At 56.6% G+C, this 18,342-nt stretch carries 19 protein-coding genes; 5 read left to right on the forward strand and 14 right to left on the reverse strand.

Translation table 11 applies throughout. The annotated features are described in order from the left end of the window. Positions 1-80 precede the first annotated feature (80 nt). Positions 81-1,601, forward strand: coding sequence for an MFS transporter (locus BQ8290_RS04125; protein ID WP_108787876.1), 1,521 nt, complete (start codon positions 81-83; stop codon positions 1,599-1,601). A gap of 63 nt (positions 1,602-1,664) precedes the next feature. On the opposite strand, the gene BQ8290_RS04130 is transcribed toward BQ8290_RS04125, so the two are convergent. From BQ8290_RS04130 to BQ8290_RS04150, 5 genes are all read right to left on the reverse strand, one after another. Continuing rightward, positions 1,665-2,630 (reverse strand): class I SAM-dependent methyltransferase, encoded by a 966-nt coding sequence (locus BQ8290_RS04130; protein WP_337660985.1) that lies wholly within the window; start codon positions 2,628-2,630, stop codon positions 1,665-1,667. Between the two features lie 22 nt (positions 2,631-2,652). Next, on the reverse strand, positions 2,653-3,702 hold the full coding sequence (locus BQ8290_RS04135) for a PhoH family protein (RefSeq protein WP_108787880.1): 1,050 nt from the start codon (positions 3,700-3,702) through the stop codon (positions 2,653-2,655). Between the two features lie 133 nt (positions 3,703-3,835). Further along, positions 3,836-5,188: a tRNA (N6-isopentenyl adenosine(37)-C2)-methylthiotransferase MiaB gene (miaB, locus tag BQ8290_RS04140; RefSeq protein WP_337660986.1), complete on the reverse strand. Its 1,353-nt coding sequence runs from the start codon at positions 5,186-5,188 to the stop codon at positions 3,836-3,838. A 34-nt stretch (positions 5,189-5,222) separates the two neighbouring features. Beyond that, positions 5,223-6,164 (reverse strand): alpha/beta hydrolase, encoded by a 942-nt coding sequence (locus BQ8290_RS04145; protein ID WP_337660987.1) that lies wholly within the window; start codon positions 6,162-6,164, stop codon positions 5,223-5,225. Between the two features lie 89 nt (positions 6,165-6,253). Further along, on the reverse strand, positions 6,254-6,715 hold the full coding sequence (locus BQ8290_RS04150) for a peptidylprolyl isomerase (RefSeq protein WP_108787884.1): 462 nt from the start codon (positions 6,713-6,715) through the stop codon (positions 6,254-6,256). Between the two features lie 125 nt (positions 6,716-6,840). On the opposite strand from BQ8290_RS04150, the gene mgtE reads away from it, so the two are divergent. Continuing rightward, positions 6,841-8,289, forward strand: coding sequence for a magnesium transporter (mgtE, locus tag BQ8290_RS04155; RefSeq protein WP_108787886.1), 1,449 nt, complete (start codon positions 6,841-6,843; stop codon positions 8,287-8,289). A gap of 31 nt (positions 8,290-8,320) precedes the next feature. Continuing rightward, on the forward strand, positions 8,321-8,716 hold the full coding sequence (locus BQ8290_RS04160) for a DUF1489 family protein (RefSeq protein WP_108787888.1): 396 nt from the start codon (positions 8,321-8,323) through the stop codon (positions 8,714-8,716). 44 nt (positions 8,717-8,760) lie between these two features. On the opposite strand, the gene BQ8290_RS04165 is transcribed toward BQ8290_RS04160, so the two are convergent. Continuing rightward, on the reverse strand, positions 8,761-9,963 hold the full coding sequence (locus BQ8290_RS04165; RefSeq protein WP_108787891.1) for an acyl-CoA dehydrogenase family protein: 1,203 nt from the start codon (positions 9,961-9,963) through the stop codon (positions 8,761-8,763). A gap of 283 nt (positions 9,964-10,246) precedes the next feature. Here BQ8290_RS04165 and BQ8290_RS04170 point away from each other — a divergent pair, with 283 nt between their 5' ends. Then, the gene (locus BQ8290_RS04170; protein ID WP_337660988.1) at positions 10,247-10,765 is read left to right on the forward strand and encodes a hypothetical protein; all 519 of its coding nucleotides are present in this window, start codon (positions 10,247-10,249) and stop codon (positions 10,763-10,765) included. A gap of 42 nt (positions 10,766-10,807) precedes the next feature. On the opposite strand, the gene BQ8290_RS04175 is transcribed toward BQ8290_RS04170, so the two are convergent. From BQ8290_RS04175 to BQ8290_RS04205, 7 genes are read right to left on the reverse strand one after another with little or no spacing between them, the layout of a single operon-like run. Further along, positions 10,808-11,482 carry a cytochrome b/b6 domain-containing protein gene (locus BQ8290_RS04175; RefSeq protein WP_108787895.1) on the reverse strand — a complete coding sequence of 225 codons (675 nt, stop codon included), beginning with the start codon at positions 11,480-11,482 and terminating at the stop codon, positions 10,808-10,810. Between the two features lie 16 nt (positions 11,483-11,498). Next, complete coding sequence (locus BQ8290_RS04180) at positions 11,499-12,002, reverse strand: c-type cytochrome (RefSeq protein WP_337660989.1); 504 nt, start codon at positions 12,000-12,002, stop codon at positions 11,499-11,501. Between the two features lie 46 nt (positions 12,003-12,048). After that, entirely contained in the window at positions 12,049-12,936 is an 888-nt protein-coding gene (locus tag BQ8290_RS04185) for a DUF1295 domain-containing protein (RefSeq protein ID WP_108787899.1), read from the reverse strand. 42 nt (positions 12,937-12,978) lie between these two features. Then, the gene (locus BQ8290_RS04190) at positions 12,979-13,788 is read right to left on the reverse strand and encodes an SDR family NAD(P)-dependent oxidoreductase (protein WP_108787901.1); all 810 of its coding nucleotides are present in this window, start codon (positions 13,786-13,788) and stop codon (positions 12,979-12,981) included. Then, positions 13,788-14,477: a DsbA family protein gene (locus BQ8290_RS04195; protein ID WP_108787903.1), complete on the reverse strand. Its 690-nt coding sequence runs from the start codon at positions 14,475-14,477 to the stop codon at positions 13,788-13,790. Before BQ8290_RS04195 ends, BQ8290_RS04190 begins: the two co-directional genes overlap by 1 nt. Next, positions 14,474-15,409 carry an NAD(+) diphosphatase gene (gene nudC, locus BQ8290_RS04200; RefSeq protein ID WP_108787905.1) on the reverse strand — a complete coding sequence of 312 codons (936 nt, stop codon included), beginning with the start codon at positions 15,407-15,409 and terminating at the stop codon, positions 14,474-14,476. Before nudC ends, BQ8290_RS04195 begins: the two co-directional genes overlap by 4 nt. Then, positions 15,409-16,749 (reverse strand): serine hydrolase, encoded by a 1,341-nt coding sequence (locus BQ8290_RS04205; RefSeq protein WP_108791880.1) that lies wholly within the window; start codon positions 16,747-16,749, stop codon positions 15,409-15,411. Before BQ8290_RS04205 ends, nudC begins: the two co-directional genes overlap by 1 nt. A gap of 247 nt (positions 16,750-16,996) precedes the next feature. Between BQ8290_RS04205 and BQ8290_RS04210 the strand changes: the two genes are divergently transcribed. Continuing rightward, the gene (locus tag BQ8290_RS04210; RefSeq protein WP_108787907.1) at positions 16,997-17,218 is read left to right on the forward strand and encodes a hypothetical protein; all 222 of its coding nucleotides are present in this window, start codon (positions 16,997-16,999) and stop codon (positions 17,216-17,218) included. A gap of 9 nt (positions 17,219-17,227) precedes the next feature. Here the strand turns inward: BQ8290_RS04210 and BQ8290_RS04215 are convergent, their stop codons facing one another. Next, a complete protein-coding gene (locus BQ8290_RS04215; protein ID WP_108787909.1) occupies positions 17,228-18,316 on the reverse strand; it encodes an NUDIX domain-containing protein in 1,089 nt (362 codons plus the stop codon). Positions 18,317-18,342 lie beyond the last annotated feature (26 nt).

Here is an 18,342-nt window from a genome sequence, read left to right on the forward strand (position 1 = left end):
AGGCCAAGAACAAAAAGAACTGCGACGCTAGGACCGGAAAACATCCGGCATGGCGCCGTTATGGGATCTGGGGGAAATTAATGGCCGAAGCATCGGTGGCTACACCAAATCAAGCTGCTCCTGCGTCTGAAGGATTCGGAACGCCCGGCTATCGCGCTTATGTGCTCAGCGCATTGTTGGTCGTTTACATCTTCAACTTTATCGACCGCACCATCATCAACATCCTGACTGAGCCGATCAAGCTCACATTCGGATTGGAAGATTGGCAGATGGGCTTGCTCGGCGGTCCAGCGTTTGCCGTTCTATACACCTTTATCGGCATCCCGATTGCGCGCGGCGCAGAACGGTACAATCGCGTTGCGATCATTGCCGCGGCTGTCGCGGTTTGGAGCTTGTTCACCGCGCTTTGTGGCTTTGCCATGTCGTTTATGGTGCTGTTCCTGTTTCGGATCGGCGTTAGCATCGGCGAAGCGGGCTGCACCCCGCCCGCTCAATCGCTGATCGCGGATTACTTCGTACCATCTCGCCGCGCGACGGCGGTTTCTATCTACGCGCTCGGCGTGCCGCTCGGCGGGATGTTGGCGTCGATCTTTGGCGGGCAATTGGCCGGCCTTGACGGGGCGCAATACGGCGAATGGGTCAATGCGATTGGCATCGGATGGATGTTTGGCGATCTGGATTGGTCGCAAGTCGAAGGGTGGCGCGTTGCGTTCGTTCTGGTCGGCGTACCGGGCCTGCTATTGTCTCTGATCGTGTGGCGCAGCATTAAGGAGCCGCCGCGCGGCTACACCGACCCAACCGCCCTACAGGGATTGGAGAAAGTGAGCTTTAGAGAAGCGCTTGCAGTCCTAAGCAAGAAACCCGCTTACCGGCATATTGTATTTGGGGCGATGCTCGCATCTTTCGTTGGCTACGGCGTAGGGCAATTCACAACCTCGTTCCTGTTGCGGACGCACGGACTCACCATCCAAGAGGCCTCGCTGCTCTACGGCGTTGTTCTAGGTGTGATGGCGGCAATCGGTGTGTTCAGTTCGGGCTGGATTTCCGACAGGATTTCGAAAAAGCATCCCAATGCGCTGTCATGGCTGCCGGCTCTTGGCATGGGCGCATCGGTGCCGCTCTATGCGTTCGGCTTTTTGATGGAAAACCTGTGGTTGGCTGTTCCCGCTTTGATGATCGCGGCGATGATCCACTATTTCTACCTTGGGCCAATGTATGCGGTATCCAGCGGCGTCGTTGACAGCAGGATGCGCGCGACATCGGTCGCGATCACATTGTTCGTCGTGAACTTGCTCGGCTACGGCCTCGGCCCCCCGGTGATCGGTGTCCTTTCAACGGTGCTGAAAACTGCATTCCTTGACGGTCAGGCGCTTGGTCTGACGTTGGAGACTTGCAAACCACTGCTGTCCATGGCGCCAGAGGCGAAATCGGCTCTGCAGGGCGCACAGCTCGAAGCGATGGAAGCGTGTTCAAGCGCTGAGGCGCGCGGCCTGCAATGGTCGATTGTTATCTTCAGCTGTGTGTATGGCTGGGCTGCGCTGCATTACCTTTTGGCGGGCCGCACACTGCAACGTGATATGGTGGCCAATTCCGCCGCCTAAGTGGCTAAATCGCCATGACCTAAGAAACTCCGGCGGGCCCATTATTGGGTCCGCCGGCTAATGCTACAGCCTAAACTCTGCAATCGCGACAAAGGGCCCGTTCTTGTTTGCACCGCCCAAACATTGATGGTGGCCCAATCCCACGTCATTCCCATCGGCAAACCGTTTGAGTGTGTCATCGGGATTGGAGGCAAAATCCAAACCGAAATTCATGGTTTCACCGGTCATTTCCAATGACCAACCGATTGCCTTGCCCTTCGCAAATTTCACGAAACGCTGCGAATACAGATCAGTCAAAACAACACTGCCTGCGGGAGCGATGTTTTTGAGAGAAGCGATCGTCGCCTTCACCGCATCTTCGGGCAAATACAGCGTGACCCCTTCCCATAGAAAGATCGTCGCTTTCTCCCGGTCAAAATCGGTGGCCAAAAGGGCATCGGACCAATCGCGATCCCCAAAATCGACCTCAACAAATTGCACATGTCCGGCATCAATTTGAGCCTGTTCTAACGATGCAGTTTTGTGCGCTTGGGTGAGAGGCTCATCAAGCTCGTAAATCGCCAAACCGCTTTGTTTCAACGGGCCATAGGCCCGCGTATCCAAACCCGCGCCCAGGATAACCAATTGCGCACAGGATTCTGCATTCGTTGAAATCAGGGCATCGAATTCGACAGTTCTGGATGGCACCAAATTCGTAAGTTTGGCGTTTTCGGGCGACGGTATTGTCGGATACAAGAACGGCATCCGAAACAACTTGCTGACGATCCATATCGGAAAGAGAGCGAGCCAAAGGCCGAAGACCGAATTGTTGGGAATGGCGTCGGCCAATTTCCGTGCGGCCGCGTCTTTTCGCAATCCAAAGGCATCCATCGCCCATCGGCCATTTATGATCTCAACGGCGGTTTGAGATACGCCCAGCTGGCTGCTGATCACTAGCTGACGATAGCCAACGATCATTGATCCCAGAATTGTGAGCGGCAACCACACAATCTGCAGCGGAACAAAGATCAAAACCGCGAGAATTTTCATGTAATCCTCCTGCGAGCCCCCCCTACCCTTCGTATGCCTCAACGATGCGTCCAACGATGGGATGCCGCACGACATCGGCGGCGCTAAATCGGATCGTGCCGAACCCTTCGGTCCCCTCCAATTTGTCAACCGCATCGGCAAGGCCGCTCATCCGGTCGCCGCCGGGAATATCGACTTGTCGAGGATCGCCGCACACCACCATCCGGCTGTTTTGACCAAACCGGGTGAGAAACATTTTCATCTGTTCGCGCGTGGTGTTTTGAGCCTCATCCAAAATCACAAATGCATCGGCCAATGTGCGGCCGCGCATAAACGCGATTGGGGCTATCTCAATCTCTCCAGAGGCGATGCGGCGCTCCACCTGTTCGGGCGGCATGCAATCGTTCAATGCATCGTAGAGCGGGCGCAAATATGGATCGACTTTGTCTTTCATATCACCGGGCAGAAAGCCGAGCTTCTCCCCCGCCTCAACCGCCGGGCGCGACAGGATCAACCGCTGGACACTGCCGCTGATCAATTGGCTCACCGCTTGTGCCACGGCAAGATAGGTCTTACCCGTCCCCGCGGGCCCCAACGCAAAGATAATATCATCGCGGACAAGGCTGCGCATATAGGTCGTTTGCGTGTTGGATCGCGGCACAATCGTTTTGCGCCGGGTGCGGATCATAATCGGCGGCTCTTTCTTATCCGCCGAAACAATCCCGTCCAATGTCGGTTCATTCGTTGCCATCGCCGATTGCGCGATCAACGCCTCAATCGCACCTGCGTCCAAATCCTGCCCCATGGCCAACCGGTCATACATGCTGGTGAGGGTGTCGCGCGCATGGGCGACGGCGTCCTCAGGCCCTTCGATCATGACCTTGTCGCCGCGAGCATGGATAAAGACGCCGATGCGGTTTTCAACCTGAACCAAATTGGCGTCAAACTGGCCAAACAAAGCGGTCAGGAGCGATTGGTTTTCGAAGCTGACTTCGGCCTGAGCGCGTCTCGCATGGATGGGACGCGGTGGGTCGGAAAGAATGGGATCGGGCAATGCGGCCGGATCGATGGCATTGGTTGGGCGACGGCTCATAGTTGTGCGCGAATTCTCCTGTACTTCGATTCGAAAAGGTAAGCACACGCCGCGTCAAAGCAAGCAGTGAGGGTATTCACAGCGGTGGAAAGTCACCGAAGTGTCGCTCAAAAGCACACAGAGTGTCGCAAAGCTATTTGCGCAGCACACCCTGCACCGAATTCGCGCCGGCTTCGATGACATCAACTTCGACCATGTCGCCGATCTGCGCATCGCCTTCGAACCAGATTGATTGCAGCCACGGCGATTTGCCCAGCCATTGGCCTTCCAATTTGCCTTTGCGTTCAACCAGCAAGCTGCATGTCGTGCCGACAGTGTTCGCATTGAAGGCGAGTTGGTCGCGGTTGATGCTCGCTTGAAGCCGCTGAAGCCGTTCATCCATCACTTCGCGCGCGATTTGATTGTCCATTGTAGCCGCCGGGGTTCCGGGACGCGGGGAATATTTAAAGCTGTAGGCTTGCGCGTAGCGGACCTCATCCACCAAGCTCAACGTCTCTTCGAATTCAGCGTCGGTTTCACCAGGAAAGCCAACAATGAAATCGCCCGATAGCGCCATATCGGGCCGCGCTTCGCGCATTTTTTCAAGCAGTTTCAGATACCCTTGCGCCGTGTGTTGGCGGTTCATTGCTTTCAACACCCGGTCGCTGCCCGATTGCACGGGTAGGTGCAGATACGGCATCAACTTATCAACCTCTGCATGGGCGGCAATAAGCCCCGGTGTAAAGTCGTTGGGATGGCTGGTCGTGTACCGAATACGCTGCAAATCCGGTATTTTGGCCAACTCTCTTATCAAGCCATCGAGGCCAATCGCGCGACCTTTGTCATCCTCATGCGACCACGCATTCACATTCTGCCCCAGCAAAGTAATCTCGCGCGCGCCGCTATCGATTAGGCGCTTTGCCTCTTCGATCAAGCCGGTGAACGGCCGGGAAATTTCCGCGCCGCGTGTGTAAGGGACAACGCAATAAGTGCAGAATTTGTCGCACCCTTCCTGAACCGTTAGAAATGCCGAAGGCGCGCGACGCTTGCGGGTCGGTAGCGCGCCAAATTTTGCGATTGCTGGCATATCGGTGTCGGTGGACCGTTTGCCCTTCACGGCATTGTCCACCATGTCCGGCAGGCGGTGATAGGCTTGAGGGCCGACAACCATCGACACGGCCGGTGCGCGCGTCATGATCTCTTCGCCCTCAGCCTGAGCCACACATCCAGCGACCGCAATCATCGGCGCTTTTTCCTGCGTCTTACCCTTGGTGAGACGGCCAATGTCCGAATAAATCTTCTCCGCCGCCTTTTCGCGAATGTGGCATGTGTTGAGCACGACCAAATCAGCGTCCTCTCCTTCGGGTGCGGCGGACATACCTTGTTCGTCCAACATTTCGCCCATCCGTTCGCCATCATAGACGTTCATCTGACAGCCGAAGCTTTTGACGCGATAGGTCTTGGGGCGCTCATTCGGCGCGATGCGGGGCTCTGTGGTCGGTTTCATTATGCCGCGCACCTAGCGGGAAGCGGGACGGACATCAATTTGAGTCTTCATTGTCGCTGTCATCCCGTCGCGCCCGATGCGCGCATGGTTCGGTCGGGCGATATTCGGCGCCGGGGTGCGGTTTGTTTGCGTCGCCGCATTCGACCATAGGCCGCATCACGCCGTTGGCCTGCACAACTTCGCCTGCTTCGTTATCGCCGTAAGCCGCAATCCAGACAATGCAATCGGCCAGCGGGCGAATTTTGTGTTTGGTAAAGCTGCCGTTTTCTGGCCCGCAATTCAGCGTGAACACATCCGCCGCCGGGGCCGCGTCGTATTTGGCGAAGCGGCGCAGCACTTCGCCGCGCTCATTGAATACCGTGCGGCGCACATCATTGGTCATCGCGTCGCCGCCGTAAAATGGCGATGTGTTGAACATGTAGGCGCGCACTTCGGGGTGCTTCATCGACACTTCTGTAGCGAGAGCCCCGCCCAGCGAGTGGCCGACAACGATCCATGGAATGTCGTCGGAGAATTCTTCGCGCGCCTGCTCTGCCTCAAAATATTTGAGCGCTAGGTCGATCTGATCGTTGCGCAACGTCCCATAGAAAATGTCGGTGAACCCGTCGAAATCGGTGCCACGGAACGCCATAATGCGCGCCACAGGCACGCGGGTCGTATCACCATCGGTTCCTTCTGCGAATTGTGCAAACAGCTCATAACCAAAGCCCTTATTCGTATCCTCTTCGGCGATGTCTAGCCGATCGAGCGGCGTCATTGTGGGCCCGATATCTTCGTAGAGATCATCATCCCCGGTGTAGGCGTTGGTGGCAGCGATGGCATAGGGATAGGCATCCACAGCAGCATCGCGCACAAAGGCGCACCACCCGCCCGCTTCCATGCGGCAGGGGCTGCGCGATTGGGATATGTCGGGGTAAGTGACGCAAGCAGAAAGCGTGAGCCCAAGGACCGATAGAATGAGGGGGCGTAATTTCATGGTGCCAGGTATCTAAGTGATCTTGTCAAAGAGCTTAACGAAAAAGGGCGGCACGTTGGCCGCCCTTTGTACAACGATTATTGATTGGCTTAGGCAACAGTGGCCTTAACAATCTTGCCCGGTGCTTGGGGTGGTTCACCCTTTGGCAGGGCGTGGACGTGTTCCATGCCGCTCTTCACATTGCCCCAAACGGTGTATTGTCCGTCGAGGAATTCTGCGTCTTCGAAGCAAATGAAGAACTGGCTGTTGGCGCTGTCTGGCATTTGCGAACGCGCCATGGAGCATGTGCCTTCGCTGTGCGGTTCGGCGTTGAATTCCGCCTTAAGGTCAGGCTTGTCGCTGCCGCCCATGCCGGTGCCGGTTGGGTCGCCGCCTTGGGCCATAAATCCGGGGATCACGCGGTGGAACACCACGCCATCGTAAAAGCCTTCTTGAGCCAATTCGGTGATGCGCGCGACGTGACCGGGGGCCAGATCGGGGCGCAGTGTGATCACGACGTCTTTGCCTTCACCGTCTCCGGTGTCGAGTGTGAAGGTGAGTGTATCGGCCATTTTGGAATCTCCTTTGAATTTGCACACGCATATAATGGCTGTCGCGCGCATGTCACCCGGTAGGTTGATGCACGCAGGCTTTTGAACCGCTTGCTTTTGAGAGATGGCTGCCTAAACCACTCGACATGGCCGACCTCGAAGAAACCCTGTTGGTGGAAGACCGCCCGGTTAACGAGGAAGACGTGCGTCCCGATGATCGCGTGGATGATGAACGTCATGACGAGGAAAACCGCCTAAAACCCGAATATGTGAGCGCCGTCGAAGACGCGTTGGATGCCGGCGACACGGCGGCGGTTTATGAATTGGTTGAACCGTTGCATCCGGCCGATATCGCCGATTTGCTCGAATTATTCGGTTCCGATGATCGCGCTCTTTTGGCTGCGGCAATCACCGATTTGATGAGTTCCGAAGTGGTCGCGGAGTTGAACGACCACGTTCGCGAATTGATGATGGAGGCCCTGGCCCCCGCCGATGTCGCGACCATCGCTGAAGAGCTGGAAACCGATGATGCGGTTCAGCTGCTCGAAGATCTGGACGAGGACGACCAAAAGGCGATCATCGCCGAATTGGAGCCGGAGACGCAGGCCGCCGTCGAAAGCGCCCTATCCTATCCAGAGGAGACTGCGGGCCGGTTGATGAACCGCCATGTTATGGCGGTGCCCGAACATCTGACCGTTGGCGATTTGATCGATTACCTGCGCACTGATGGGGATTTGGAGCACGACTTTTTTGAAGTCTTTGTAATTGATGCATCCCATCACCCGGTGGGCACCTGTTCGCTCAATTGGATTTTGACGTCCCCGCGCTCGATCAAATTGACCGACGTGATGAAACGCGACCAAACCTTGATCCCAGTTTCCATGGATCAGGAAGAAGTCGCCCTGATGTTCCAAAAATACGCGCTGATTTCTGCCGCTGTCGTCGATGACAGCGGTCGATTGGTGGGGCAGATGACAGTGGATGACATCGTCCACATCATCTCCGAAGAAGCCGGCGAAGATGCCCTGCTGTTGTCCGGGGCAGGCGACGGCGACATCAACGAGCCGATCAAAGAAGCCTATTCCAGCCGCGTGAGGTGGCTGGTCGCGAATTTGGGCACGGCGGTGGTCGCCTCGCTCATCATCGCGTTTTTCGGTGCCGCGATTGAGGAACTCGTTGCGCTTGCCGTGCTGATGCCGATTGTCGCCAGCATTGGCGGCAATGCCGGCACGCAAACGATGGCCGTCGCCGTTCGCGCGATAGCCACCAACCAATTGACGCGGGCCAACACATGGCGGATCGTCTGGCGCGAATTGCGGGTCGCTCTGTTGAATGGCGTCACGATTGCGGTTCTGATCGGGATCGCAGCAGGCGCGCTCTATTCCCCGATGATGGGTCTGGTGATTGCCGCAGCGATGGTGTTGAACATCGCGGTTGCGGGCCTTGCCGGAGTGCTTGTGCCGGTGATGTTTGAACGATTGGATCAAGATCCGGCGGTCGCGTCCTCCGTATTTGTGACGATGATTACCGATTCCATGGGATTCCTCGCCTTTTTGGGCCTCGCGGTTGTGAGTGGGCTGGCCCCGCTGGGTTGAGGGCTCGCGCGCTCCGCACTATCTTGGCTCCATGCCTCTCCACATGACCAAAATCGCGTTCGGCGCGAAAAGCTATGAAGACCTAGCCAGCTGGTATGAGAACAGCCCCAATCCCAAACGGCTGACCACGAAATATCGCCCCAAACGATATGAAGAGATGATCGGGGGATCGCTCTACTGGATCTTGAACCATTCGCTGGTCGCGCGCTCTGAAATCCTCAGCTTCACCGAGACTGACGAAGGCCGTTGGCATATCAATCTCAACCCAGTGTTGATCCGCGTCCACCAACAACGCAAACGCGCCCATCAAGGTTGGCGTTACCTGGCCGAGGATGCCGCCCCTCTGGATGTGGCCGATGGCGAGGATATAGGCGACGCCCTACCGGGGAAACTGGCGGGTAAGTTGGAGCGTTTGGGGCTAATCTAATTGGCCGCGCCGACGCCGCAGTTGAGGGGCCACCAAGCCGCGTTTCACTCCGCAGCTTGGGCTTCGCGCCATTCGCGTTTAATCTTCTTCGCAAGGCTCCATTTGTGGACTTCGGTGGGACCATCATAAATGCGAAAGGCGCGCACTTCGCGGAACAATTGTTCGACAATTGTGTCGCCGGTTACCCCGGTGCCGCCCATCGTTTGGACGCAACGGTCCGCAATCTGAAACAACGCTTCGGAAACAAACGTTTTCGCCATCGAGCTTTCGGTGGTTCCCAGATCGCCTGTGTCCAGAACGCCTGCGCACCAATCGATCATCAATTCGCACGCCTTTAGGTCGATTTTGTTCTGCGCCAGCATAAAGCCAACACCTTCGTGATCGATCAACTGCTTGCCAAAGGCCATCCGCCGGCAAGCATAGTCGGCGGCAATTTCCTGGGCCCTGTCGGCCATACCGAGCCAGCGCATGCAATGGGTCAACCGCGCCGGAGCAAGGCGGATTTGCGCGTATTTAAAACCTTCGCCGACATCGCCCAACATCTGATCAGCGGGAACGCGCAAGTTGTCGATTGTGATCACCGCATGGCCACCGGGCATCGAGCTGTCGATAGTTTCCAACACGCGCTCAGTTTGAATGGCAGGATCAGGCAGATCGACCAAAAACAGGCACGCGCCGCCTTCGCTATCGGGCTCGGTGGATTTTGCCATGATGATGCCAACGCGTGCGCCATCTGCGCCGGTGATAAAAGCTTTGCGACCGTTGATGACCCAATGATTGCCATCGCGTCGGCAAGTCGTCTGCATCAAAGATGGATCCGAACCCGCGCCGCCGTCTTCGGCAGGTTCGGTCATAAAGAACGCTGACCGACCCTTACCCTCGACCAAAGGCGCTAGAAAACGTTCCTTGATCGCGTCGCTGCCCACTTTGCCCAACAGGTACATATTCCCTTCGTCCGGCGCCATGACATGACACGCAATCGGTCCGAGCGGCGAAACGCCGCTTTTGCGCAGGATTAGGGCGGTGTCAGTGTGGCTGAAATGAGAACCATCATCGCGAATATGCGGCGTCAGCAGCCCTTCCCCCCGCGCCAAATCGCGCAATTCGCTGGCCAATTCATCGGAAGGCCCGTGGGAATCGCAACGCGGGTCCTTTTCAAACGGTGCAACCACATTGCGCACAAATGCCTCAACCCGCGCCGCGATATTTTGTGCTTCGGGAGAGACGTTTGATTTGGGTTCTGACATTTGACCGGCTCGCAATTGTTGATGTGTGAGCGGCTCTTTATGCTTCGGATAGGGCAGAAACCACTGACCAAATTGGGACTATAGCAGCTTGATCCCATTGTTGCCGGTGGTGCGCGCAGATGGCGAAGGAGGAACGCGGTCACCGCTCACGTTTAGCATTGGCCAATTGGCCAATTGGCGACCAAAATATCTCAATTGCGTTGATAGGAAAGCCCTTCACTTTGGCATTCCGCTTGTCTCGCAAAACCAATTGCCTCTAACAGCGGTTGAGGAGGAGCATCATATGCTGAAAATCGAAGGTATCGTTCTCAATTCAATTGCGGCGGCGTGTATGGCGATGTTGCCAGCGAAGGCTGCCGCCCAATCGGCAAATGATCCGATCAGCACGGTTTCCGAAGATGATTTCTTAAACGCCATGAGCCTGATTCAGCCAGCGGTGAACGTCGAGCGCGCGAATGGCGGATTCACTTTCGCCCTGCCCAACGGAATTGAGGCGGAAGCCAGGCTGCAAAATTGTGATGACCGGCAGACATTGAGCAATTGCCGGACGGTATCGATTATCGTCAACCTCTTAACGCCCCAAGGGAAAAGCCGCGAAGAGCTGCTCACCATGGTAAATGACCTCAACAAACAGGACATTCACGGCCGCTCGTTCCTAAACGATCGCAATCAAATCATCACCCGATGGACCTTTTTTGCGACTGGCAATGAAAACTCGCGCGGTTTTGTTGTAAAGTTGATCAATTGGGATGAATTTGTCCGTTCAGCGACCTTGTCTCTCTATGGCGATGCAGACGGCTAGAGCCGCCAATTACCTCTACGCGAACGTAATGGCGTTTGCGATTTATGATGCCATCGGTGGTGCCCCAAACCAAACCCAGACGGCAACACCAATTGCCCCCGCCGCGCAGATCAAAAATCTGGACCATGACGCGTTCGAATTACCCGCAACCCCGTCGCTGACCGGGCCCTTTCCCGCGATCATTGGCGCGATAAGAGACTGTTTTTTCACCCCAACGTAAACCGTGATCGCAGCCAAATGCAGGGCAATCATGCCCGCCACCACATAGACGAACCATTCGTGCGTTTCCGTGATCCAATCGGCGGTGGCTACGCCCACCATCCCATTCAATGGTCCGGTCGCGCCGTCAAACGGATCGCCCGCGAACAGGCCCATGACGACCTGTGCACCGATAACCGATAGCAACCCGATCACCGCAAGAGCGCCCAGCGGGCTGTGACCAATTGCGCGCGGCGCATCGCCGTCACCGCGTAGATAGGACAACACCGAGCGGGGGCCTCGGACGAAACTGCCGAACCGCGCCGTGTCGGTGCCCATAAATCCCCAGAACACCCGGAATATCAGCAAAGCCAGCAGCACATGGCCCAGCCGCGTGTGCCAATACCACATGGAATTATCGGCGGTGAACCACATCGCAGGCACTATCAGCGCCAGCGACCAATGCGTCACCCGCACCGGCGCGTCCCAGATGTTTACACGTTGGGTATTGGTGGCCATGGGCAAGGCCCCCGTCTTAATCGTCGTCGACGCGGAATTTATCGTGACACGCTTTGCAACCGTTGAGACCGATGTTGCCGACCTGAGCGCCAACCGCTGCCGGATCACCCGATGCCGCAGCCGCCATCATTTCTTCGCTGGCCGCAATTGCGTTTTGCGTGGCTTCGGCAAAGCCATCGGGATCTTCCCAAATCACCGCCAAAGCCTCTGTGTCAAAACCGGCTTCCATGCTGGTCCCTTCTGGGAAGAGGTCAGGCAGTCGTTGAAGCCGTGTGTTGATATCGCCAGCCGCCGTTTGAATCGCAGCCATATCGGGCGCTTCGGTTTCAAGCTGCTCGCGAATGACTTTGAAACTATCGCCAATGCCTTCAAAATTGTCCTGACGCTCCGCGATTTCCGATGGTGCTTCGCTTTGTGCCTCAGTCCCTTGCGGAGCATCTGCCGCCTCTCCACCGCATGCGGCAAGCAAAGCGATCAAGGGCGTGGCAGTGATCAAACGGGCTTTGGAAATGCGCTTCATTGGGAAAGGCTCCTTTGTTTGAGAATCAAGGTGTTGCAAGTGCAAGTTACCCTTTTGGAGGGCGCGGGAACAGAGCCGGCGTATTGGCCCGGTATGCTTGATACCCCGGATCATCACCCCAACGTTCTTTCGCCTGCGCATCTTGTAGGTTGATCCCGCTGATTTTGGTGAGCAGCAGGAACACAAAGACCGGCGAGATAACCACCAGCCATGACAGGCCCGAAAGGATCGGGACCGCGATCACGAGAATGCCAAACCACAGGGTGATTTCGCCGAAATAATTGGGATGGCGGCACCACGCCCAAAGGCCAACATTGATGAATTTTCCTTTGTTCGATGCGTCGTCCTTAAACGCGCTTTTCTGGCGGTCGGCCACGGTTTCAAACACGATGCCCAACAACCAAATCGCTGCACCAACCCAAAAGAAGACATCCAAGGGTACGCGGGCGGTTGAGGTGATGATAGCCAACGCCGCCGAAGCGGTGAAGATCACCCACAAGGCCTGAAGCGTCCATGCAACCAAGAACCGTGGCGGGTTCACTCTGATCTTTTCAAACCGGCTGTCATTGCCGCCCGCGGCATGGATGCGCGCATAGAGGAATGTGCCGAGACGGACGCACCAAATTGCCACCATCACCGCGACCACCATCGCACGCATGTCCAATGATCCGGCGGCGTTGTATGCGGCGTAACACGCCGTTGCTGTGACAGAGAGATATGTGACGGCGCCGATGCTGTCGTAGAATTTGTCAGTCTGAGCGGTGGCGGAAGGGATAAAGGCGATCCAGTTTACCAACAATGCGATCACCGCACAGAGGAAAAACGCCGATGTGCCAAACAGCTCAACGCTGCCTGCGCCTGCGAAATGCGCAAACACCAAAGCAATGATCGTAACGATCACCACCACAAGCAAGCTTTTCGCTGATTTCCCCATCACCAATTCCCCCGTTTTATCATTGTTGCGCCGCGCGCTTATTCATTCACTACTCGCGGCCCTGCGCAATTGTTCCATAACAAGCTGCACATCGTGCTTCACATCGTCCTTTGGCGGCAATGCGTATGCCTCATAGCTTGCCGCCAATTCGTCCATACGTTCATCGATGCGTATCTGATTGTAGCCGTGGCTAACGACGAAACGGCGGCGCGAAAGGATTTGGGGGAGGACGATGTCCACATAGTCTTCGGCGTCCATGCCGAATTTCATAAATTGTTCGGGGCCTAATGGGGTGAAGACCCACCCCGGTATAATCAGGCCGGCATGGACATGGTCGGGCAAATCATCTCTCAGGCTTTCGGTCATGCCCAAAACGGCATGTTTTGCCGCGATATAGGCGGCGGTCTGACGCACGGCGCAAAACCAACTGTTTTCACTGCCCGTGTTGTAAATTGCCGACGGTGTGTCTTGCGCGATCAGGCGCGGTGCAAAGGCCCGGCACCCGTTCCACACACCCCAGTAATTGACGTCAAAATGCGCGCGAACGGCATCGGGATCGACTTCCCACATTTTGCCGCGAACGCCGCCCTGCCCTGCATTGTTCATGACCAAATCGACCGATCCGAATTGATCAAATGCCGCCTCTGCCAAGGCTTCGACTTGAGCCAGGTCGGACACGTCGCACAATTGCGCGGTGATGTTGTCGATATCGTTGGCGCGGTTGAGCGCGGGGCCGGCCAAATCGGCGACCATCACTTTTGCGCCGCTTGCCGCCAACCTTTTGGCAATGCCAAGACCAATCCCGCTCGCGCCGCCGGTGATCACGGCCGTTCTTGGGGCAAAGTCGGTCATTACGCCGCTGCTCGACTTTTCTCCGCCACCCGGCGCAGCGCGCTTGCATAGGTTTCCGGCGATTGCGCACCGGGGATCATGAATTTGTTGTTGACGATCATCGCGGGCACGCCGGTGATGTTAAAATCCCATGCCTGTTGTTCTTCGGCGATCACGCGCGCCTCCAAATCCGCATCGTCCAACGCCGCCTTCGCTGCGCCCCGATGCAGGCCGACACTTGCCGCGATGTCCAACAACACATCACGGTCCGAAAGCGTCCTGCGTTCATTGAAATGCGCTTTGAACAGCGCTAATTTGAATTCCGTTTGGACCTGTGCGCCGGCCTGTTCCAAAGCAAAGCCCAACAATTTGTGGCATTCGCGCGTGTTCCACATCATCGCCGGCGGCGCCTTTGCATTGCCTTCGTATGAAAGAGAGACGCCCGCGCTTTCCGCGATCGCTTTCATTTGACCGCGCACTTTGGAGCCTTCTTCGGCGGAGCGGCCATATTTGCGTTGAAGATGCGCTTCTTGCGCTTCGCCGTGTGTTGGCATGTCGGGGTTAAGTTCGAACGGGCGCCAGCGGATTTCGGCGTCAATTTCACCGTCCAATTCATCCAGAGCTTTGGTCAATTGCCCATATCCGATCGCACACCATGGGCACATGACGTCGGAATAAATATCGATCGTCAGTTTTTCTGCGGCGCTCATCCGTCTTTCTCCAACCACCATTTTAACAAGCTGTGGGCAATGGCGGCTTTTGGCGGGGCGTTGAACGGCCCCTCCTCACTGCCGATTGTATCCATCGCTTGCTGAACTTCTTCACGGGTGAACCAACGAGCCTCTTCCAGCTCCTCCACATCAAGAGTGATGTCGGTTTCGTCCGTTTGCGAATAACACCCGATCATCAACTGACTGGGGAATGGCCATGGTTGGGTCGCAATGTATTGAACGTTACTGACTCGCAAACCGGCTTCTTCGTGCACTTCGCGTGCAACCGCCTCTTCGATGGTTTCGCCCGGTTCAACAAACCCGGCAAGCGCCGAGAATGCGCGCGGTGGAAAGCGCGGTTGGCGACCGAGAAGCAAGCGCCCCTCATTCTCTACCAACATGATTGTGACCGGGTCCGTGCGCGGAAAATGCTGCGCCCCGCAATTGTCACAATCGCGCTGCCAGCCGCCTTTGGCCGGCTTTGTCGATCCGCCGCATTTGGCACAAAAACGATGGCGCGCGTGCCAATCAACCAAGCTTCGCGCACCGCCATAAATGGCCAGATCGGACGGCGACAATTGCTGGATGGCCTGCCATGCACGCGGCATCGCATAGGCGGGTCCGGTCGCGCCTTCATCGGGCACTGCGGCAAAACATGCCTTTTCGCTCTCGCCACCATCAGGATCGGCCATCATGCCAAGGAACACGATCTCCGCATCCTCTGCGACATCGGCGAATGTGCCCCATAGCAAGCCGCCAGCATCGTCAATTTGGGGCAACAGGCCATCAAGCAAAAGAACCTTGGCGCGCCAATTCATCAGACTGCCGAGTTTATCCTTGTCCGTGCGGATGTGGTCCGCCCGATCAATCGGTGATCCGGCGAACGCGATGGCTCCAGTCCGCGCTAATTCCGCATGTGTGGGGTATGACATCAGATCCCGTTCGCCCGGCTATCGATGGCGTCGTATTGCGATCCCATATCGGCCTGTAATGCGGCCAGATATTCGTCACGGATTGGATAGGTGTCGCTGGGCATATATTGCGTCCACAACGCCGCGCGTAGACCGGCATTGTAATCGACCGCCGCCAATGTACCAGCCGCGCCGCCCCAACCAAATGTCCCATTGATCGAACGTCCACCGGCGCCATGCCCCTGACCTTCCATCCACGACCCGGTCAAATCAACGGTTTCAGGAATAAGGTCGGAAATACCCGTTCGCACGGCTTCTTCGCTCATCACCCGCTCGTTGCCCAGTTTGCCATAGCCCAACAACATGCGAAGGAACCGGTCGTAATCTTTCGGGCTGGAAACCAATCCGCCGCCACCCGAAGGGACCTTTGGCGCGTCGAGATAGATTGAGTTGGACGCCGGATCGAGCGGCAGCAAATTGCCCCCCAAAATTCCGTAATTGTCGGTCAGACGCGTTTTCTCGCTTTCCGGGACGGTCATCCATGTGCTGGTCATGCCCAGCGGGTCGAACATGCGCGCTTTCAAGAACGCTTCAAATTCCATGCCCGATGCCACTTCGACCACCCGGCCCAGCAAATCGATACTGGCGGAATAGCTCCATTTTGTCGCGGGTTGGTATTCCAATGGGATCGTGGCCAAACGGTCCGCCCACACTTCCAATCCTGGCGCCGGCGTTGGATTGGGCACTCCGGGTATTGGGAAACGGCTTACGCGCCCACCCACAATGCCATTCTCGACATAGGCGTCGAGCAATTCGCCCTTGGACGTGATAGAATAGCCAAGGCCAGCCGTGTGGGTCAGCAATTGGCGGATGGTGATCGGTGTTGCCGCAGGAACCGTGTCAGAAATCGGCCCTTCGGGATCGACGATCACTTGCATATCGCGGAATGCAGGAAGGACATCATGAAGCGGCATGTCCATTTCCAACACGCCATCTTCGATCAACATCATGATCGCCATGCCGGTGATCGGTTTGCTCATCGAGTAAATCCGATAGAGGGAATTTTCGTCCACTTCGACCGCGCTTCCAACACCCAAGGTGCCGCCGCCTACCGTATGGGCATGGTCTTCTTGACCGTTTCCAAAAGTCAAAAACAGGTTCGCCAGTTTCCCTTCGGTGACATACCGCCGTGCCAAGGCGGCAACATTGGGCCACGCTTCATCGACGTTGTGCGCCATCAATCCACGGCCAAACGGGGCCGCCATCGGTGCCGACGTCATCGCAGCGCCCACCGCCATGAACGCTCCACCACGGAACAAAGAGCGGCGCGAAAGGGCGGGATCATTCGTGAATGGGGGCATTTTTGGATTCTCCGAAAAGCGTTTGAACACGATATTGGGGCACCGAACGTGCTCGGTCAATCGGTCCGCAGAAATTGAGTTGTCAAAAAGGACCTGCCTCATTTGTTTTGAACGACACTTGAATCGCGCAATCGCGACAAAACCCTTGGGGATGGATGCGGCGCAATGTTGGAAGACGAGAAAGAACTTCACAGCACCCGGTGAAATAGGCCTTGAAACAGGCCGGTGTCATACCCATATAACACACATGGGAAATCTACTTGCATATCTGTTTGGCTTGATAAGCCTTGTCATCGTCATCCCCGCGCAAATTCCATTTTTGGGATGGGGCAATTGGATCGCTCTTCCGGTGATTGTATGCGGCGTAATTTGCGGCGCGCTTTCATCCAGCGATGGCGGACGCAATTTCTGTTTGGTCGTATTGTTGATCGCCGTTGTCCGATTGAGCTTAGGCGGCGGCGTCATTTAGACCGATCCGCTAACTGGCGTCATCGTCTTGAGCTTCGATCAATCGGGCCGCTTTGGCGAACAATGTCGGCAACCCGGCCTGTCCAATCCGTTCAACCGGCCACCATTCGCCGTCTCCATCCGGCTGTGTCGTAGACTTTATACGCACCACTTTTAGGGTTAGATGCGCGTGGGTGAATGTATGCCGCACCGCGCCCAAATCTTTGCCCTGTCCGGAAATGGGTTGTTGTCCCGATCCATCCTCACGCGCGGTCCAACCATCATCAGGCAAACCACGCATACCGCCAAACATCCCTTGCGCTGGACGCGTTGCGATCCACACTTCGCGCCCGCCTTCTCCGCCGCGTTCGATCCAAAATGCCGTGCCAAGCCGTTCCGGTTTCGCCTTTTTCGGAGGTTTTATCGGCAGACGTTCCGGTTCGCCCAGTTTGCGCCCCTCACAGTGATTGGCAAGCGGGCATAATAGACATCGCGGCGCCTTATTAGTGCAAATTTGCGCGCCAAGATCCATCATCGCCTGAGCAAAATTTCCCGGCGCGAAATCGCTCGACTGGTCCGTTCCAATTGCATGGGGCGTGATCGCGTCAGCATGGGCTCGAATCGCTTTGCGCGAAGCAGGCAGTGGCTCTTCGATTGCGAACAAGCGCGACACCACGCGTTCGACATTGGCGTCGATCACAACGGCTCTTTTTCCGAATGCAATCGCCGTAATAGAGGCCGCCGCATACGCGCCCAGCCCCGGCAATTTACGCAATTCCTCTTCGGTTTCGGGAAAGCCGCCAAGCTCTGCGACTTGGGCTGCGCATTTCACCAAATTGCGCGCGCGCGAGTAATATCCCAACCCCGCCCACGCAGCCATGACAGCGCCTTCATCCTCAGCCGCAAGATCAAAGACCGTCGGCCAAGTTGCCGTGAATTTGGCGAAATATGGTTTCACCGCCGCGACCGTTGTTTGTTGCAGCATCACTTCTGATAACCACACGCGATACGGCCATGCCGCATCATTGGGCACCGCCTTCCCCGGCGGATTGCGCCACGGCAGTTCGCGGGCATGGTTGGCATACCAATCAAGCAGAATGTCAGATATGCTGGCGGTCACGCGGGCCCTATGGCATGGACGCCCAC

Source organism: Erythrobacter sp. Alg231-14 (assembly GCF_900149685.1).
Lineage (GTDB): Bacteria > Pseudomonadota > Alphaproteobacteria > Sphingomonadales > Sphingomonadaceae > Erythrobacter.

Bases quoted from the DNA above. Each gene is read 5' to 3' on its own strand.
- BQ8290_RS04125 (WP_108787876.1), top strand. From the start codon at position 81: ATGGCCGAAGCATCGGTGGCTACACCAAATCAAGCTGCTCCTGCGTCT.
- BQ8290_RS04130 (WP_337660985.1), bottom strand. From the start codon at position 2,630: ATGAAAATTCTCGCGGTTTTGATCTTTGTTCCGCTGCAGATTGTGTGG.
- BQ8290_RS04135 (WP_108787880.1), bottom strand. From the start codon at position 3,702: ATGAGCCGTCGCCCAACCAATGCCATCGATCCGGCCGCATTGCCCGAT.
- miaB (WP_337660986.1), bottom strand. From the start codon at position 5,188: ATGAAACCGACCACAGAGCCCCGCATCGCGCCGAATGAGCGCCCCAAG.
- BQ8290_RS04145 (WP_337660987.1), bottom strand. From the start codon at position 6,164: ATGAAATTACGCCCCCTCATTCTATCGGTCCTTGGGCTCACGCTTTCT.
- BQ8290_RS04150 (WP_108787884.1), bottom strand. From the start codon at position 6,715: ATGGCCGATACACTCACCTTCACACTCGACACCGGAGACGGTGAAGGC.
- mgtE (WP_108787886.1), top strand. From the start codon at position 6,841: ATGGCCGACCTCGAAGAAACCCTGTTGGTGGAAGACCGCCCGGTTAAC.
- BQ8290_RS04160 (WP_108787888.1), top strand. From the start codon at position 8,321: ATGCCTCTCCACATGACCAAAATCGCGTTCGGCGCGAAAAGCTATGAA.
- BQ8290_RS04165 (WP_108787891.1), bottom strand. From the start codon at position 9,963: ATGTCAGAACCCAAATCAAACGTCTCTCCCGAAGCACAAAATATCGCG.
- BQ8290_RS04170 (WP_337660988.1), top strand. From the start codon at position 10,247: ATGCTGAAAATCGAAGGTATCGTTCTCAATTCAATTGCGGCGGCGTGT.
- BQ8290_RS04175 (WP_108787895.1), bottom strand. From the start codon at position 11,482: ATGGCCACCAATACCCAACGTGTAAACATCTGGGACGCGCCGGTGCGG.
- BQ8290_RS04180 (WP_337660989.1), bottom strand. From the start codon at position 12,002: ATGAAGCGCATTTCCAAAGCCCGTTTGATCACTGCCACGCCCTTGATC.
- BQ8290_RS04185 (WP_108787899.1), bottom strand. From the start codon at position 12,936: ATGGGGAAATCAGCGAAAAGCTTGCTTGTGGTGGTGATCGTTACGATC.
- BQ8290_RS04190 (WP_108787901.1), bottom strand. From the start codon at position 13,788: ATGACCGACTTTGCCCCAAGAACGGCCGTGATCACCGGCGGCGCGAGC.
- BQ8290_RS04195 (WP_108787903.1), bottom strand. From the start codon at position 14,477: ATGAGCGCCGCAGAAAAACTGACGATCGATATTTATTCCGACGTCATG.
- nudC (WP_108787905.1), bottom strand. From the start codon at position 15,409: ATGTCATACCCCACACATGCGGAATTAGCGCGGACTGGAGCCATCGCG.
- BQ8290_RS04205 (WP_108791880.1), bottom strand. From the start codon at position 16,749: ATGCCCCCATTCACGAATGATCCCGCCCTTTCGCGCCGCTCTTTGTTC.
- BQ8290_RS04210 (WP_108787907.1), top strand. From the start codon at position 16,997: ATGGGAAATCTACTTGCATATCTGTTTGGCTTGATAAGCCTTGTCATC.